General features: G+C 67.5%; 13 protein-coding genes and 3 pseudogenes. 6 read left to right on the top strand and 10 right to left on the bottom strand.

Annotation, left to right across the window (positions count from 1 at the left end; all coding sequences use genetic code 11):
* Window positions 1-242 precede the first annotated feature (242 nt).
* Window positions 243-1,037, bottom strand: a complete 795-nt coding sequence (locus tag BST14_RS03360; RefSeq protein WP_083063169.1) for a DUF2470 domain-containing protein — start codon at window positions 1,035-1,037, stop codon at window positions 243-245.
* Between the two features lie 89 nt (window positions 1,038-1,126).
* Here BST14_RS03360 and pheA point away from each other — a divergent pair, with 89 nt between their 5' ends.
* Both pheA and BST14_RS03350 read left to right on the top strand, forming a co-directional pair.
* A complete protein-coding gene (gene pheA / locus BST14_RS03355; RefSeq protein WP_083063168.1) occupies window positions 1,127-2,077 on the top strand; it encodes a prephenate dehydratase in 951 nt (316 codons plus the stop codon).
* Window positions 2,074-2,760 carry a histidine phosphatase family protein gene (locus BST14_RS03350; protein WP_083063167.1) on the top strand — a complete coding sequence of 229 codons (687 nt, stop codon included), beginning with the start codon at window positions 2,074-2,076 and terminating at the stop codon, window positions 2,758-2,760. The genes pheA and BST14_RS03350 overlap by 4 nt, the downstream gene beginning before the upstream one ends.
* An 8-nt stretch (window positions 2,761-2,768) precedes the next feature.
* Here BST14_RS03350 and BST14_RS03345 read toward each other — a convergent pair whose 3' ends face one another.
* The 3 genes and pseudogenes from BST14_RS03345 to BST14_RS03335 all read right to left on the bottom strand — a co-directional run bounded on the left by BST14_RS03345 (window position 2,769) and on the right by BST14_RS03335 (window position 4,807).
* Window positions 2,769-2,960, bottom strand: coding sequence for a hypothetical protein (locus tag BST14_RS03345; RefSeq protein WP_083063166.1), 192 nt, complete (start codon window positions 2,958-2,960; stop codon window positions 2,769-2,771).
* Window positions 2,961-2,966: 6 nt separating this feature from the next.
* A pseudogene (locus BST14_RS03340) lies at window positions 2,967-3,384 on the bottom strand (metallopeptidase family protein); the annotation flags it as partial.
* Between the two features lie 4 nt (window positions 3,385-3,388).
* Entirely contained in the window at window positions 3,389-4,807 is a 1,419-nt protein-coding gene (locus BST14_RS03335; RefSeq protein WP_083063164.1) for a septum formation family protein, read from the bottom strand.
* Between the two features lie 112 nt (window positions 4,808-4,919).
* Between BST14_RS03335 and serS the strand changes: the two genes are divergently transcribed.
* Window positions 4,920-6,179 carry a serine--tRNA ligase gene (gene serS, locus BST14_RS03330; RefSeq protein WP_083063163.1) on the top strand — a complete coding sequence of 420 codons (1,260 nt, stop codon included), beginning with the start codon at window positions 4,920-4,922 and terminating at the stop codon, window positions 6,177-6,179.
* On the opposite strand, the gene BST14_RS03325 is transcribed toward serS, so the two are convergent.
* Complete coding sequence (locus BST14_RS03325) at window positions 6,176-6,925, bottom strand: AraC family transcriptional regulator (protein WP_083063162.1); 750 nt, start codon at window positions 6,923-6,925, stop codon at window positions 6,176-6,178. The genes serS and BST14_RS03325 overlap by 4 nt on opposite strands.
* Window positions 6,926-6,980: 55 nt before the next feature.
* Between BST14_RS03325 and BST14_RS03320 the strand changes: the two genes are divergently transcribed.
* Entirely contained in the window at window positions 6,981-7,553 is a 573-nt protein-coding gene (locus tag BST14_RS03320) for a class I SAM-dependent methyltransferase (RefSeq protein ID WP_083063161.1), read from the top strand.
* On the opposite strand, the gene BST14_RS03315 is transcribed toward BST14_RS03320, so the two are convergent.
* Entirely contained in the window at window positions 7,550-8,035 is a 486-nt protein-coding gene (locus tag BST14_RS03315) for a DUF2834 domain-containing protein (RefSeq protein ID WP_083063160.1), read from the bottom strand. The genes BST14_RS03320 and BST14_RS03315 overlap by 4 nt on opposite strands.
* A gap of 69 nt (window positions 8,036-8,104) precedes the next feature.
* Here BST14_RS03315 and BST14_RS03310 point away from each other — a divergent pair, with 69 nt between their 5' ends.
* Together BST14_RS03310 and BST14_RS03305 are read left to right on the top strand one after the other, a co-directional pair.
* Window positions 8,105-8,728, top strand: a complete 624-nt coding sequence (locus tag BST14_RS03310) for a TetR/AcrR family transcriptional regulator (protein ID WP_083063159.1) — start codon at window positions 8,105-8,107, stop codon at window positions 8,726-8,728.
* A gap of 48 nt (window positions 8,729-8,776) precedes the next feature.
* Window positions 8,777-10,342, top strand: coding sequence for a phytoene desaturase family protein (locus BST14_RS03305; protein ID WP_083063158.1), 1,566 nt, complete (start codon window positions 8,777-8,779; stop codon window positions 10,340-10,342).
* A 164-nt stretch (window positions 10,343-10,506) separates the two neighbouring features.
* Here the strand turns inward: BST14_RS03305 and BST14_RS03300 are convergent, their stop codons facing one another.
* The 4 genes and pseudogenes from BST14_RS03300 to BST14_RS03285 form a co-directional block, all read right to left on the bottom strand.
* Window positions 10,507-12,144: a CocE/NonD family hydrolase gene (locus tag BST14_RS03300; protein WP_083063157.1), complete on the bottom strand. Its 1,638-nt coding sequence runs from the start codon at window positions 12,142-12,144 to the stop codon at window positions 10,507-10,509.
* A gap of 189 nt (window positions 12,145-12,333) precedes the next feature.
* Window positions 12,334-13,165 (bottom strand): annotated as a pseudogene (locus BST14_RS03295) (SDR family oxidoreductase).
* A pseudogene (locus BST14_RS03290) lies at window positions 13,104-13,727 on the bottom strand (thiolase C-terminal domain-containing protein); the annotation flags it as partial. The pseudogenes BST14_RS03290 and BST14_RS03295, both read right to left, overlap by 62 nt.
* 494 nt (window positions 13,728-14,221) lie before the next feature.
* Window positions 14,222-14,899, bottom strand: a complete 678-nt coding sequence (locus BST14_RS03285; RefSeq protein WP_142279243.1) for a TetR/AcrR family transcriptional regulator — start codon at window positions 14,897-14,899, stop codon at window positions 14,222-14,224.
* Between the last annotated feature and the right edge of the window lie 400 nt (window positions 14,900-15,299).

The raw sequence follows: 15,299 nt of genomic DNA, 5'->3' as shown, positions 1-15,299 counted from the left end.
CGCCTGCGGTCGCGACGGCGGCACCGCGGCGGGTTGCGGCCTCGGCCGGTGCAGCGGCTGGGTCTCCGCCGTCGGCGACGGCGGCGGGACGGTGTGGCGATGGATCACCTGCGGCGGCTCGGGGCGCGGTTGCCCGGGCGGGCCCCACCCCGGAGGCCGCCGACGCTGGGGTGAGCGCTCGCCGTTCACCTGAGTAAACGTACGTGGCCGGGGCGCGGGCCTGCCGGTGCGCCGCGCTCCAGCTAGCCGCGCGCCCGCAGCCCGTTGATGAACGGGCAGCCCATCAGCACCCGGATCGCCTGGCTGAGGCCGGTCATATCGTCGACGGGTTTGTAAAACGGCAGCCGGACGTCGTGATCGCGGTCGTCGCCCTCGACGCGAAAGCGGACGCCGTAGCGGTCCAGGCCCAGGGGCCGCACGTGCCCGCGCCGCAGCGGCGCGGGCAGCCGGGACACCAGCCGCGCCAGGACGTCGCCGTGGGCGGTGTTCAGGTGCCACAGCAGGCTCGTCTCCAGCGCGCAGAACGGATCTGGCCGGGCGTTCAGCAGGTCGTCCACGCTGACCGGCTCGGCGCCGGTGGCATCGGTGACGACCACCGAGGCGATTTCGAGCCGTAACAGGGCGTAGCGCGGCCCTTCGCCGTCGCCGCGGACGCTGCGGGGCGTGTCGATGCCCAGCAGGACCGGGTTGGGGCACTCGGCGGCGATCAGGTCGAGCATGGCGAGGACGTCGGCCGGGTGTACCTCTTGGAGGCGCCCGCGCACCCACACCAGGGAACGGACCGGTTCGCGCAGGGGTAGCGGCGCGTAGTCGGTCAGCTCCAACAGCGCCTGGGAACCCGAGATGGGGCGCATCATTGCGCGTCCCCGCCCGACCGGAAGTACCAGCGCAATCGATCCATCGTCCATCAGGTGGTGCAGGGGGGTGGGGACCGGATCGTCGTGCTCGATGGCCAGCAGCGCGCCGCTGGCGCGGACACAGGCGCTGCGGATCCGTTCGGCGGTCGTCGGGGCGGGACAGCTCAGCGGTAACACCATTCTCATCCTTTGATTAGGTAAGCCTAAGTTAACTCACCCGCGTTTACGTCGCAAGCCTTTTCTGGCCCGCGCGCCGCTAGGGTTGGGACGTGGCCCGCATCGCTTATCTCGGTCCGGAGGGGACGTTCACCGAGGCGGCGCTGCAACAGATCACCGCGGCGAGACTGATTCCCGACGAAGGGCCGGCCGGGGTGCAACCCTCGCCAGTGGAAAGCGCCTCCGCGGCGCTGGACGCCGTGCGCGACGGCGCCGCCGACTACGCCTGCGTCCCGATCGAGAACTCGATCGACGGTTCGGTGACACCGACGTTGGACAGCCTGGCCATCGGCTCACCCCTGCAGGTGTTCGCCGAAACCACGCTGGACGTCGCGTTCAGCATCGTCGTCAAACCCGGCCGCAGCGCCGCGGACGTGCGGACGTTGGCGGCCTTCGGTGTGGCCGCGGCCCAAGTGCGCCAGTGGGTGGCCGCCAACCTGCCCGACGCCGCGCTGCGGCCGGCCTATTCCAATGCCGAAGCCGCCCAGCAGGTGGCGCAGGGACGGGTCGACGCCGCGGTGACCTCGCCGCTGGCCGCCACGCACTGGGGCCTGGCCACGCTGGCCGAGGGTGTCATCGACGAATCCAACGCCCGGACCCGCTTCCTTCTGGTCGGGCGGCCGGCGCCGCCACCGGCCCGCACCGGAGCCGACCGCACCTCGGTGGTGCTGCGCATCGACAACGCCCCGGGCGCATTGCTGGCCGCGCTGGCCGAATTCGCCGTCCGCGGCATCGACCTGACCCGCATCGAATCCCGGCCAACCAGAACGGGACTCGGCACCTACCGGTTCTTCGCCGATTGTGTGGGCCACATAGATGACGACGCCGTAGCCGAGGCACTCAAAGCGCTGCACCGTCGTTGTGCTGATGTGCGTTATCTCGGTTCCTGGCCCACCGGCTCGCCGGCCGGGGGGTTGCCGCCGTCCGCCGCCGAGGCCGCACGCTGGCTTCAGCAGCTGCGAGACGGCAAGGGCGACGAGTCTGCCGAGGGAGCGCAGCGGTGAGCGGTCGGTTGATCCTGGTGCGCCACGGCCAGTCATTCGGAAACGTCGAGCGCCGACTCGACACCCGCCCGCCCGGCGCGGAGCTGACCCCGTTGGGCCGCGACCAGGCCCGGGCGTTCGCCCGCGGGTCGAAGCACCCGGCGATGCTCGCGCATTCAGTGGCCATCCGGGCCTCGCAGACGGCCGAGGTGATCGGCCGCCAGGTCGGCATATCTCCCATCGAGGTGGCCGGCGTCCACGAGGTGCAGGTCGGGCGGCTGGAGAACCGCAACGACGACGACGCCGTCGCCGAGTTCAACGCGATCTACGAGCGGTGGCACCACGGCGAGCTCGACGCGGCGCTTCCCGGCGGTGAGACAGGCAACGACGTGCTCGACCGTTACGTTCCGGTGCTCACCGACCTGCGCCTGCGTTACCTCGACGACCGCGACTTCCACGGCGACATCGTCGTCGTCAGCCACGGCGCGGCGATCCGGCTGGCCGCTGCGGTACTGGCCGGCGTGGACGCCGGCTTCGCGTTGGACAATCACCTGGACAACGCCCACTCGGTGGCCCTCACCCCGATCACCGACGGGCGGTGGAGTTGCGTGCGCTGGGGAACGTCGACGCCACCGTTCTACCCGGAGGAAGAGGCGACGCCCGTGGCGGACGCGGTGCGGTCAAGCTCCGACCCGATGGGTTGATCCCTCGGTCAGACGGCCAGCGCGATCGCTTCGGTGCACACGCACCCGACGGCGTCGCAGTCGATGACGAAGGTGTGCGTCACCAGCTCGGGACTGAAGCAATCCGGCTCGGTGCATTCCGACCGGCGCAGTGCGTGGCGAATGATGGTGCCGTGACAGTGATCTAAGCCCGCCCGGCAGTCGCGGCAGTCGATGCTCATAGTTGAGTTCATAGCACCCGCCGCGGACAAATTGGCGCTGCCGCGCCCGGCGATCCGGCGCTGCGGAAGCTTTTCAGGCCCAGCCCAGCTCGTGCAGCCGGGCGTCGTCGATGCCGAAGTGGTGAGCGACTTCGTGGATCACCGTGATGGCCACCTCCTCGACGACCTCGTCCTCGGATTCGCAGACGTCCAGCAGCGCGTCGCGGTAGATGGTGATGGCATCCGGCAGCGATCCGAAGTAATCGGAGTCGCGTTCGGTCAACGCCACCCCTTCGTACAGGCCAAGCAATTCGGCGTCCTCGGGATGGCGGTCTTCGACCAGCACGACGACGTTGTCCATGGCAGCCGCCAGCTCGGGCGGGATGAGGTCGAGGGCGTCGGAGACCAGTTCGTCGAAGCGCTGCGAATTCATCCGGACGGACACCCGGCTAGCCTCCCGGCGGGGGCTGGGCGGGCGGCGCCTCGGGTGCGGGATTCGGCGGTGGCGGCGGCGCGGGAGCCGGCGCCTCGGGCGCCGGATTGGCCGGCGGCGCGCCGTTGTCCGCCGGTGGCGGCGGCTGCTGAGCGGGCGCCTGCTGAGCCGGAGCTTGTTGCTGCGGCGCCTGCTGCTGGGATTGCTGCGCGGGCTGCTGGCCGGGCAGGTGCTGGTTGTTCGGCGGGATTTCCGGGATCGAGCCCGTGCCGCCGCTGGACTGGCTGGACGGCGGCTGCGCCGGGACCTGAAGCGGAATCGGCGGCATGGTCAGCCGCTCCTCGGGAATGTCGGGCGGGGGCACCGGCGGTTGACCGTTGATCAGCAGCTGACCCTTGGCGCTGTTCAGCAGGGTGGCCCAGCCGCCGTTGCCCAGCGTCGCGCCGATGCTGCAGGCCACCTCCCGGCTGCCCGCCGTCCAACTGGCCAGCTGCACCGTCGGGTAAATCAGCGTCAAGGTGGTGGTGCGCAACTTGACCGGCGCCAGGTACGCGTCGGTCAGCTTGGTGCACGAATCCTTGATGAAGCCGTCCTGGTCGGGCTCGGCCGGCAGGCCACCGGGGAACTTCTCGGCCAGATTGACCGTGCCGGTGACCTCCATCGCGTGCGGCGCCGCACAGTCGACGGGGGCGTCGGTCGGCTGGTTGGTCGCCGAGTCGATGCCCAGACAGGTGCCGGCCGGCCACACCTTGGACTGGTCGACGTCGGCGACCTTGCCCTTGAAGGCCTGCTGCTGGTTGTTCACGCCGGGCAGTTGCAGGCCGCACAGCATCCGGCGGTCGCCGTTCTGGCGCCAGGCCCGGTCGCCGGGCCAGAGCAGGCTGACGGTGAACTTGCTGTTCGGATCGAACTTGGGGCCGAGATAGGTGCGGACGGCGGCCTCGCACTGTTCTTGGGTGATCTGCTGGATGCGCGCGGGCGTGGGGGGCGCGGCGTTGGGCCCGTACTCGGAGCCCGGGAACGTCCGCATGTCGATCGATTCGGCGACCTCGAACTTGTGGTCGTCGCCGCAGTTGACGATCCTCGCCGACTCCGGGGTGGTTTCCGGCCACATCAGGCACTCCCCGGGGGCGGCCCGGTTGAAGGCGGCGTCGCTCTTGGTTCCGGTGCTGCGCACCGGGCTGCTGTCGAGGAACCGGTCGGACCCGGGACCACCGACCGGGATCGCGGTGACCAGCCCCGCGATCAGCAGACCGCCGAGGGCGGTGAGGAGCAGCGCGCGCCGGGTCGCCCGGGCCTGCAGGCTGCGTGGCCAGCCGAAGGCCGATGGCTGCTGCTCGGACGGCCCACCGGTCGAATCGGAGGGCGGCTCGACCGCCCGACCTTCCCGGGCTTCCGAAAGTTCCTTCTCGGGCGCTTGCGACATCCGTTCCATTCTGACAGCAGCACCTGGGACCGGTGACAAAAGTTACGGATGTGAGTCCTGCGCCTCTGCCGGGTGGATGCTCCACCAGCCGGCCCGAACCGGTGAAAGTAGTCTCGGGGCCGTGATCGACCTGAAGCTGCTCCGGGAAGACCCGGACGCCGTGCGCCGCTCCCAGCTCAGTCGTGGCGAGGACCCGGCCCTGGTAGACGCTCTATTGACCGCCGACGCCGCCCGCCGGGCCGCGATCTCGTCGGCCGACGGGCTGCGGGCCGAACAGAAGTCCGCCAGCAAGAGCGTCGGGGCGGCCTCTCCCGAGGAGCGCCCGGCCAAGCTCGCGCGCGCCAAGGAACTGGCCGAGCAGGTGAAGGCCGCCGAAGCCGCCCAGGCCGACGCGGAGGCGGCGTTCACCGCGGCGCACATGGCGATCTCCAACGTCGTCATCGACGGGGTGCCCGCCGGCGGGGAGGACGACTTCGCCGTGCTCGACGTGGTCGGCGAGCCCGCGGCGATTGACCATCCGAAGGACCACCTGGAGCTCGGTGAGTCGCTCGGGCTTATCGACATGCAGCGCGGGGCCAAGGTCTCGGGCTCGCGGTTCTACTTCCTGACCGGCAAGGGCGCGCTGCTCCAGCTGGGCCTGTTGCAGCTGGCGTTGCGGCTGGCCGTCGACAACGGCTTCATCCCGATGATCCCGCCGGTGCTGGTGCGCCCGGAGGTGATGGCCGGCACCGGATTCCTCGGCGCGCACGCCGACGAGGTCTACCGCGTGGAGGCCGACGACCTCTACCTGGTGGGCACCTCGGAGGTGCCGCTGGCCGGCTACCACGCCGACGAGATCTTGGACCTGTCCGGCGGGCCGCTGCGGTACGCGGGGTGGTCGTCGTGCTTTCGCCGCGAGGCGGGCAGCTACGGCAAGGACACCCGCGGCATCATCCGGGTGCATCAGTTCGACAAGGTCGAGGGCTTCGTCTACTGCACACCCGCGGATGCGGAGGCCGAACACCAGCGGTTGCTGGGCTGGCAGCGCCAGATGCTGGCCCGCATCCAGGTGCCGTACCGGGTGATCGACGTGGCCGCGGGCGACCTGGGTTCGTCGGCCGCACGCAAATTCGATTGTGAGGCTTGGGTTCCCACGCAGGGCGCCTACCGCGAGCTGACCTCCACGTCGAACTGCACCACCTTCCAGGCGCGCCGGCTGGCGACCCGCTATCGCGACGAGGCGGGCAAACCGCAGACCGCGGCCACGCTCAACGGCACGCTGGGCACCACGCGGTGGCTGGTGGCGATCCTGGAGAACCACCAACAGCCCGACGGCAGCGTGCGGGTGCCCGAGGCCCTGGTGCCGTTCGTCGGCGCCGAAGTGCTCGAGCCCAGCGGCTAGAACGCCTTACCGGCCACCCGACCCGGCGTGTGCCCGAAGGCTCGGCGGTAGGTGTCGATGAAGGAACTCGTTGTGGCCCAACCGCATTCGGCCGCCACCGAGGTGACATCGCGCCGCTCGGCAAGCAGCACGAGGGCGTGTTGCAGCCGGACCTGGGTGCGCCATTGCGGGAACGTCATCGCCAGTTCGTCGCTGAACAGGCGGCTCAGCGTGCGCTGCCCGACCCCGAGCCGGTCACCGATCTGCTGCAGCGACAACGACTCACGCAGGTTGTCGGCGATCAGTGCGCACGCTTGCCGCAACCGGCTGTCGACCGGTGTGGGAACCCACAGCCCCTCCCCGATGCTGGTCGCCTGCAACTGGTCGTGCAGCACGGCCAGCATCCGGTGGTGCTCATCGGTGTCGGTGCCATCGGTTTGCGAACAGGCGATGATCAGTTCGCGCATCAAGGGATTGACCGCCAGCACGGCGGGCGCCGCGGGGACGCGGCGGTAGCGGTCGGGGTCCAGCGCGACGCCGTGAAACTGCGTGGTGCCGTGGAATCGGTGTTCGTGCCAGCAACCCGCCGGTATCCAGATTGCGCGGTTCGCCGGCGTGATCCACGTTCCGGTCGGGGTGGTCACCGAGACGGCGCCCGAGGACGGGTAGACGATCTGGTGCAAAGGATGTCGGTGCCGCTCGATGCGGGACCCGGGCGGTAGCGTCAGCGACGAAGTCGCCGGCCCGTGATGGCTGAATTCCGACATATCAAGGCAGAATATCGGAAGTCCGCAACCCATCCGGGGGCCTAGCGTTGTCGGTATGGCGATGAATCTGTTGCACCGGCGCCGCTGTAGCTCGGCGGGCTGGGAGCAGGCGGTGGCCGATCAGCTGTTGCCGTGGACCCTGCGGGACGTCGAATTAGGCCCGCGCACTTTGGAAATCGGCCCCGGCTACGGGGCGACGCTGCGTGCGCTGCTCGATCGGGCGGCGTCGCTCACCGCCGTCGAGGTCGACGGCGCCATGGCCGAGCGCCTGCAGCGCCGCTACGGCGAGCGCGCGCGCATCATTCACGGCGACGGCAGCGCAACGGGGCTGCCGGCGGACCATTTCACCTCGGTGGTGTGCTTCACCATGCTGCACCACGTTCCCCGCCCCGAGCTGCAGGATCGCCTGTTCGCCGAGGCCTTCCGGGTGCTGCGACCGGGCGGGGTCTTCGCCGGCAGTGACGGCGTCCCGTCGCTGGCGTTTAGGCTGCTGCACGTCGCCGACACCTACAACCCGATTGCGCCGGCCGACCTGCCGGGGCGGCTTGCGGCGGTGGGATTCACCGACATCCACACCGAGGTCAAGGGCGGCCGGCAGAAGTGGCGGGCCGCCACACCGATCGGTTAAGCGGCCACCGTTGCGCGGTCCCGCTCGTGGCGGCGCTGGCGCTCCATCGTGGCGAAGTAGAACGCGAATGCGAACGCAAAGCTGGTGAACAGGCTGGACACGAAGTACAGCCACGGGTGGCGCAGGCCCCTACGGTAGCCGTCCACGATCGTAAAGATCGGCAGCAGAACAACATTGGCGATGGTGTAGTCCTGGCTGGCCGAACTGGCGGCCGGGTTGGTGAACATCAACTTGATGTATTCGAGCCAGCTGCCGTGTTCGCCCCACAGGGGGTTGGTGGATCCGTGCGCGTACTCCTGCACGTAGGTGATGTTGAAGTACCAGCCGAGGACGACCGACGCGACGCCGACGACGTAGTACACGACTTCCATCGGCGAGAAGAGCGGGCCGCTGGCCGGCCGGGCGAAGACTCCTCTGTTGGCCAAGACGATCCAACTGATGACCGCCAGTCCGAGCACCGCGTGAGTGAGTAGCGAGACCATGGGCGCAGTCTCACCCGTCCGCCGAAGTTTTGTCAATATTGTCAAACTTTTTCTTGGTACGTTACTGCCATGGTCCGGCCCGCTCAGACGGCGCGCAGCGAGCGCACGCGCGAAGCGCTGCGCCAGGCCGCCGTGGTGCGTTTTCTGGCCCAGGGCGTGGAGGACACCTCGGCCGAGCAGATCGCCGCCGACGCCGGGGTGTCGTTGCGGACGTTCTACCGTCACTTCAGCTCCAAGCACGATTTGTTGTTCGCGGACTACACCGGGTTGCACTGGTTTCGCGCGGCGCTGGCCGCCAGGCCGGTCGACGAGCCGGTCATCGACTCGGTGCAGGCGGCCGTGTTCGCCTTCCCCTATGACGTTGAGGCCGTGACGAAGATCGCCGCGCTGCGGGGCGGCGGCCTGGATCAGGGCCGCATCGTCCGCCATATCCGCGACGTCCAGGCCGACCTGGCCGACGTCATCGAGGAGCAGCTACGTCGGCGAAGCGGCGCGGCCGATCGAACGCCGGATGCGCGGCTGCGGGTCACCGTGAGTGCGCGGTGCATCGCCGCCGCGGTGTTCGGCGCCATGGAGGCCTGGATGGTCGGCGACAACCGGTCGCTCGGCGAGCTGGCCCGGATCACCCACGTGGCGCTCGAGTCGCTACGCGGCGGGATCTCCGGCACGTGGATGACCACAGTTTCGTCATAATTGACAAAACTTGGCGCTCGTGCGAGCCTCCCTTTCGGAGGGCAGGACATGACCGAATGCGACGCGATAGTTATCGGTGCAGGGCATAACGGGCTGACGGCGGCCGTGCTGTTGCAGAAGGCCGGCCTGCGCACGGTGTGCCTGGATCCCAAGCTCTACGCGGGTGGGATGGCTTCCACCGTCGAGCTTTTCGACGGATACCAGTTCGAGGTCGCGGGCTCGGTGCAGTTTCCGACGTCGCAGGTGGTGATCGACGAGCTGGGCCTGGACACGCTGCCGACGATCGACCTGGACGTGATGTCGGTGGCGGTGCGCGGGGTCGGCGACGATCCGCTGATTCAGTACAGCGACCCGATCAAGCTGTTCGCCCATCTCAACGAGGTGCACGGGGCGGACGCCGTGAACGGGATGGCGGGACTGATGGCGTGGAGCCAGGGCCCCACCCGCGCGCTGGGCCGGTTCGAAGCCGGGACTTTGCCCAAGAGCATCGACGAGATGTATGCCTGCGCCACAAATGAATTCGAGCGCGCTGCGATCGACGACATGCTGTTCGGCTCGGTGACCGACGTGCTGGACCGCTATCTGCCCGACCGCGAAAAGTTCGGCGCCATCCGCGGCTCGATGACCGTGCTGGCGGTCAACACCCTCTACCGCGGGCCGGCCACGCCGGGCAGCGCGGCCGCCCTCGCCTTCGGGCTCGGCGTTCCCGACGGCGACACCATGCAGATGAAGAAGCTGCGCGGCGGCATCGGCGCGCTGACCTCGCATCTGCGCGATGTGCTGGGAAGTCACGGCGGCGAACTCCGGTTGCGCACCAAGGTGACCGACATACTCGTCGCCGACGGGCGAGTGACCGGCGTGCGCACCGAGGCGGGAGAGACGTTGAACGCCCCGATCGTCGTCTCCGGGATCGCGCCGGACGTCACGCTCAACGAGATGATCGATCCCGCCGCGCTGCCCGCCGACATCCGGGCACGCTATGCGCGCATCGACCACCGCGGCAGCTACCTGCAGATGCACTTCGCCCTCGAGGAGGCGCCCGTCTTCGCCGCGCCCTACCAGGCCCTCAACTCATCGGCCATGCAGGCCTCGATCGGCCTCTTCTGCACGCCGGAGGAAGTCCAGCAGCAATGGGAGGACGCTCGCCGCGGCATCGTCCCGGCCGACCCGACCGTCGTGCTGCAGATCCCGTCGCAGAACGACCCGGACCTGGCGCCGTCGGGAAAGCACGCCGCGTCGGCGTTCGCGCTGTTCTTCCCCATCGAGGGCGACGTGGATTACGGGCAGGCCAAGGTCGAGATGGGCCAGCGGGTGATCGACAAGATCACCAGGCTCGCACCGAATTTCGAACGCAGCATCATCCGGCACACCACCTTCACGCCCAGGCACATGGGCGTGATGTTCGGCGCACCCGGCGGGGATTACTGCCACGGGCTGTTGAACGCCAACCAGATCGGGCCCAACCGGCCCGGCCCGCGCGGCTTCCTCGGTCAGCCCATCCCCATCGAGGGCCTGTATCTGGGCAGCGCGGGCTGCCACGGCGGCCCGGGCATCACCTTCATCCCCGGCTACAACGCGGCGCACCAGGCGCTCACGGACCGTACGGCGGGGTAGGGGGTTCAAACGCAACGCGGGCGCTGTCAGCGCCGAGCATCCGTTGATGTGGTGGTCCGCCGTCCCTGGCGTCCGTGGTCAAACAACGGATTCTGATTCCCGCACGTGGTGATAAGGCGGCGCCCGTGCCCTCGTCACCCAAACGCGGTGTGCCGGTCGGCGATTTATGCGGGGATGGGAAGTATCACTCGGGATTTGCCGTGGTGGATGGTGTGTCGGCATGGGCGCAGTTCGGTGCCGGTGCCTGGTGGCGCGCCGGTGCCCTCGTTCCGCATGTACTGGGGGAACGAGCCGCCCGCTACCTGTAGCCGTAGCCGGTGGCCGGGGGCTAGCCGGTGTGCGCAGGGGTGCAGATGTAGCCGCAGCGGCCCGTCCCCGGCGGCGGGGTCGAGCCGTAGGAAAGTCTCAGAGAAGTTGCGGGAGCAGCCTTTCGCGTCGACATCGCAGAGCCGGACGAACACGTCGGCGTGCGGATTGCTCGTGCTGTGGTGGAGCTCCACGACCGGAGTGCCGATGATCTCCAGCATTTCGCCCAGCGCGGGGGTGGTAAAGGTCAGCACGTCTGAGCGTGCCTCGAGGTCGCGGTTGTCGCGCACTCCGGCGTCGTTGTCGATCAAGGGCCCGGCAACCGTCGGTGTGGGATGAGCGGGGTCGTAGGTGAACGAGGAGGTGCCGGTCGGCGGCTGCTGCCCGGTGAGCTGCCCGCCCAGACCGAGATAGTGGACCTGTTCAGTGGTTGGTGGCGGCCAGTGCGGGTGTTCACGCCATTCGTCGGTGCCGGTGACGGCGAACCGGACGGGCTGGTGCTTGCGGGCGACGGGTTCACCCGCCAGGTGCTCGGCCATCCAGTCGAGGTTGTCGGCGGCAAGCTGCCCGTTCGCGCCGCTGACTACCTGCTGGTGTATCCATGGCCCGACGGTGAGCGTGACGTCGAGTCCGCGTTCATGCAGCACGTCATACTGGCGCATGGTGTGGGTGAGTAGAAGGTCTTGCCAACCGACGACCAGCCGGATCGGCGCCGACGCCTTTTCCAGCGCGGCGCTGGCGTTGTAGGGCTCCCAAAACGGGTCGCTGAGGTCTTGGTTGCACAGCCATTTGCGAAACCACGGCGCCCGATGTCCGAGTGCAATGTCTGCCGCCTCGGCCAGCGGGAGGGCCGCGACGGTGCGGGCGTTGAGCTTGGCGGCCCGGGCGAAGACCCACATGGCACCGAGCAACCCGAACCGCTCGTGGTTCAGCATCACCTTCGACCACGTGAGTAGGTCGTGGAGACGGAAAGCGCCTGTGCCCAAGCCGAACTCGACGGCATTATGAAAGCCGGCGATTATCACCGCCGCGCGCAGCTCTGGCGGCGGATCGACCAGCAGGGCCCACTGCGTCCATCCCACAGCAGACGCCCCGTAGGTGGCCAGTCGCCCGTCGAACCACGGCTGCGCGCGCAACCACCCCATGGTGTCTTGGCCGTCGTCGATGTCGGCGGCCATCGGCGTGAACTGGCCACCGGAACCAAACGACCCGCGGCAGCTCTGCACCACCACGTGATAGCCCTGCCCGGCAAACAGCCGCGCATCCATTTTGATGGGCAGGCCCCGCCCGTACGGCGTGCGGATCAGGATCGTTCCGCGGCCCTGCGTCCCGGTCGGAACATAGTGGTCGGCTAACAACGTAATCCCGTCCCTCATGGGCACGGCGAGGTCACGTTCGATCCGGAAGCGATGTGTTGCCTTGGGCAGCTTCGAACGCGATGCGACGGCTCGGTCGAACAACGACGCGCCGAAGCCGGGCTTTATTGCCTTTACCATCCTTCTACACCTCTATAACGGGAAACCAGCTACGCGACTGCGCATTTCGTAAATCCTGTATACGACGAATAAGCGGGGATCACCGCTCGCGATGTGCGTGGACCGCGGTCAGCAATCGGCGGTATGCGGGACGAGGAGATCACATTCTGACCACTCGAACATCGGTGATTGTCTCGTGTCTGTTTGTGTTCAGTTGGGCAGACGAGCGGCGATGTCGTCGATCTGCCATAGATCATCTGTTTCGATGGTCGCCACATCGTGCCAACCCGCCAGTTGCGAAATCGCGCCCCCCTAAACCGCGGACACCTGGCCGGTGAGTGGGCATTTGTCCGACGCCAGGTAGGCCACGACAGGAGAGATGTTGCCGGGCTGAACATATCGTGTCCACCGTCCTCGGGCTCGCCCATCAATGCACCCATTCCGGGAGTCGCCGAGGTGGGCCTGGTGCGGGCGATGGGCGCGATGGCGTTGACGCGTACGCCGTAGCGTTGGAGTTCTTCAGCCGCGACGAGGGTCAACGCCGCGATCGCCGCCTTGGCGCATCCGTAGTTGGCTTGGCCTGCATTCGGCACTGTCAGACCCGATGCTGATGCGGTGTTGATGACGGCTGCGTTGGGCTGCTCACCGGCCTTCGATTGGCCTTTCCAGTACTCGGCGGCATGATGCAACATGATGAAGTGTCCCTTCAGGTGCACGGCGATGACCGCGTCCCACTGCGATTCGGTCATACCGGCGATGAACGCGTCACGTAGGATGCCCGCGTTATTGACCAGTACATCGAGTCGGCCAAACTCGTCGACAGCGTGTTGCACAATGCTTTTCGCGCTATTCCAGTCGCATTGTCGGTGTTTGCTATCGCGCGCCCGCCGGCGGCGATGACCTCAGCCACCACGCTGTGTGCCGGGGCGCTGTCTTCGCCTTCTCCGGCGTTGTTGCCGCCGAGGTCGTTGACCACGACGCTAACGCCCTCGCGGGCGAAGAGCAGGGCGTGTTCTCGGCCGAATCCTCGTCCCGACGGCAGCCGCCCCGCCCAGCCCGATGTTGTGCTGGAGGGCAGCAACAACGTTGTCGACTTGGCGCTTGCCGGCGGTGCCGCGTAGCTGCCAGGTCAGTTCGGCGCATTGCGCCAGTCCGGTCGCTCCCAACGGATGGCCTTTGGAAACCAGACCCCCCGAGGGGTTAACCACCCAGCGCCCACCGTAGGTCGTGTCATCGGCATCGATGAGCTTGTGTGCCTCGCCCTCTGTGCAGAGCCCGAGTGCCTCATACAGCAGCAGCTCGTTAGCCGAGAAGCAGTCGTGCAATTCGATTACCTAAAAATCCTCTGGCCCCAGGCCGGACTGCTCGTACACCGACTGGGCTGCAGCGACATTCATGTGGTACCCAATCAATGCCTTACAGCTGCCATCGAAGCTGTTGGCAAAGTCGGTGATCATCGACTGTCCCGTGATCTCGACCGATTGTGCTGCCAGTCCGTGTTTTTCGACGAACTCCTCGCTTGCCAAGACGGCGGCACCGGATCCGTCGGATGTCGGCGAGCACTGCAGCTTGGCCAACGGGTCATAGATCATCGGCGCGCCAAGGAATCCTGGAGCGCTCGAGTGCCCGCCTCGCGAGCCATGTCCGGGTAACCCCAATTGTCGCGCCTGCCCGGCTTTTCGAACTCCGTCATCCCCACGCCGACCACGAACACCCGCCCAGCCATAGCCCACCTTCCCGCTTCCTGCGACCCAACGAACGTAACATACAGTCCAACCGGTATGCAAATGGCGTTCCGGCGCCGTTCGGCCAGAAGTTTGTCGACCGCCGTGAAGCGCCTTGAACACAGCGGTGCGCCGCGCCGCATCAACGACGCGCAAACGTTCGTTGCGGTATTTGCAAGCAGACATCAGAAGTGCGGCGTCTCGAGTTCTCGTGGACAGACTGCGCGGCGTTGCGGCCTGTTCCGCGCCGCCGGTCAGACCGACGTCTGGAGGGCGGAAACCCTTCGGCAGACAAACATACGAAACGAATGGCATGTTTATGCGCGGGGACGCCGGATGACAGGGTCGCTCGCGAGGCTCAGATCTTGGGAACGTCAGTTGTGCGCGGCGGCACGCTGCCCACGTCTGTTCTTGTTCGGTGAACCATCGGTCAACGCCTCGGCCACGACGGGGCGCAGGGCAAGGCATGCACGTTCCCATCGACGTCTGGTCTGCGTCTGGTCTTGATCGACAAAGCCGAATATCAAGATGCCACGCAAAGTGTCCATCGCCGTAAATATCGCGTTACGAAGCTTTTTGGGAGCTGCTCGGTTCGGGAGGAGCTGGGTTATGGCCGACGCCAAGGTGTCGATGACGATAGGTTCGACACGTTTGACTTCCCGCACCAGGACCGGATCGGTGCGGGCGGCGACCCAAAGCTCAATGGTGGCAACGAACATGGGTCCCTGGTGGGACTCCCAGAGAAAATCCAACACCGCCGACACCGGATCTGAGCCGGACCAAGTGTCGCGAAGTTCGCCGATAGCGGCCCGGGCCCTTTGTTGGGCAAGATGAGCGATCGCCGCGACAACGAGGTCCTCCTTGGACCGGAAATGATGCAGCTGAGCACCCCGGGTAACGCCAGCCTGCGCCACGATGCGCGCCGTTGTGGTTGCGGCGTAGCCGTAATCGACCAGACATCCAATCGTGGCGTCCAACAGACGTTCACGCATTTCAGCACTGCGCTGGGCTTGGGTCCGGCGGGGCCGCCTGGTGTCGACGTTCACAACCATTCCTTTCGCCACGATGTTAGGAGAGCCAAGCTTACATTCCGTGGTGCACTCAACAGCGGACAAGCAAGCCGGAGCCGTGGCTCGATGCTCACAAAAACGTGCGACCCGGCGGCGTCGCGACGCGCCGCACACAGCTCGCCCTGATGCGCGGGACCGCCGTGTTCGGCAACCGGATTGCTAGTGGGATCGAGGAAGTCCGCGCGCTAGGGTCGCGCGTAGCGGTCGACTACCGCACACTCGGCCTCGCCGGCCCAGCGGATCCGGTAGAGATCGGAAGCATTTGCGTGATCAGGGCCGGGCGGTGCTCGGCGTCGTGTCGCGGCTCGTTTATCCCTACCGCGCGGTGGGCGTCAAGTGGGGTCCCGCGGACCATCTTGGTGGTCATCCCCAAACGCTCGCA

Source organism: Mycobacterium arosiense ATCC BAA-1401 = DSM 45069, assembly GCF_002086125.1.
Taxonomy (GTDB): Bacteria; Actinomycetota; Actinomycetes; order Mycobacteriales; family Mycobacteriaceae; genus Mycobacterium; species Mycobacterium arosiense.
Note: the sequence above shows the minus strand (reverse complement) of the source record. Positions and strands in the feature narration are given on the sequence as shown.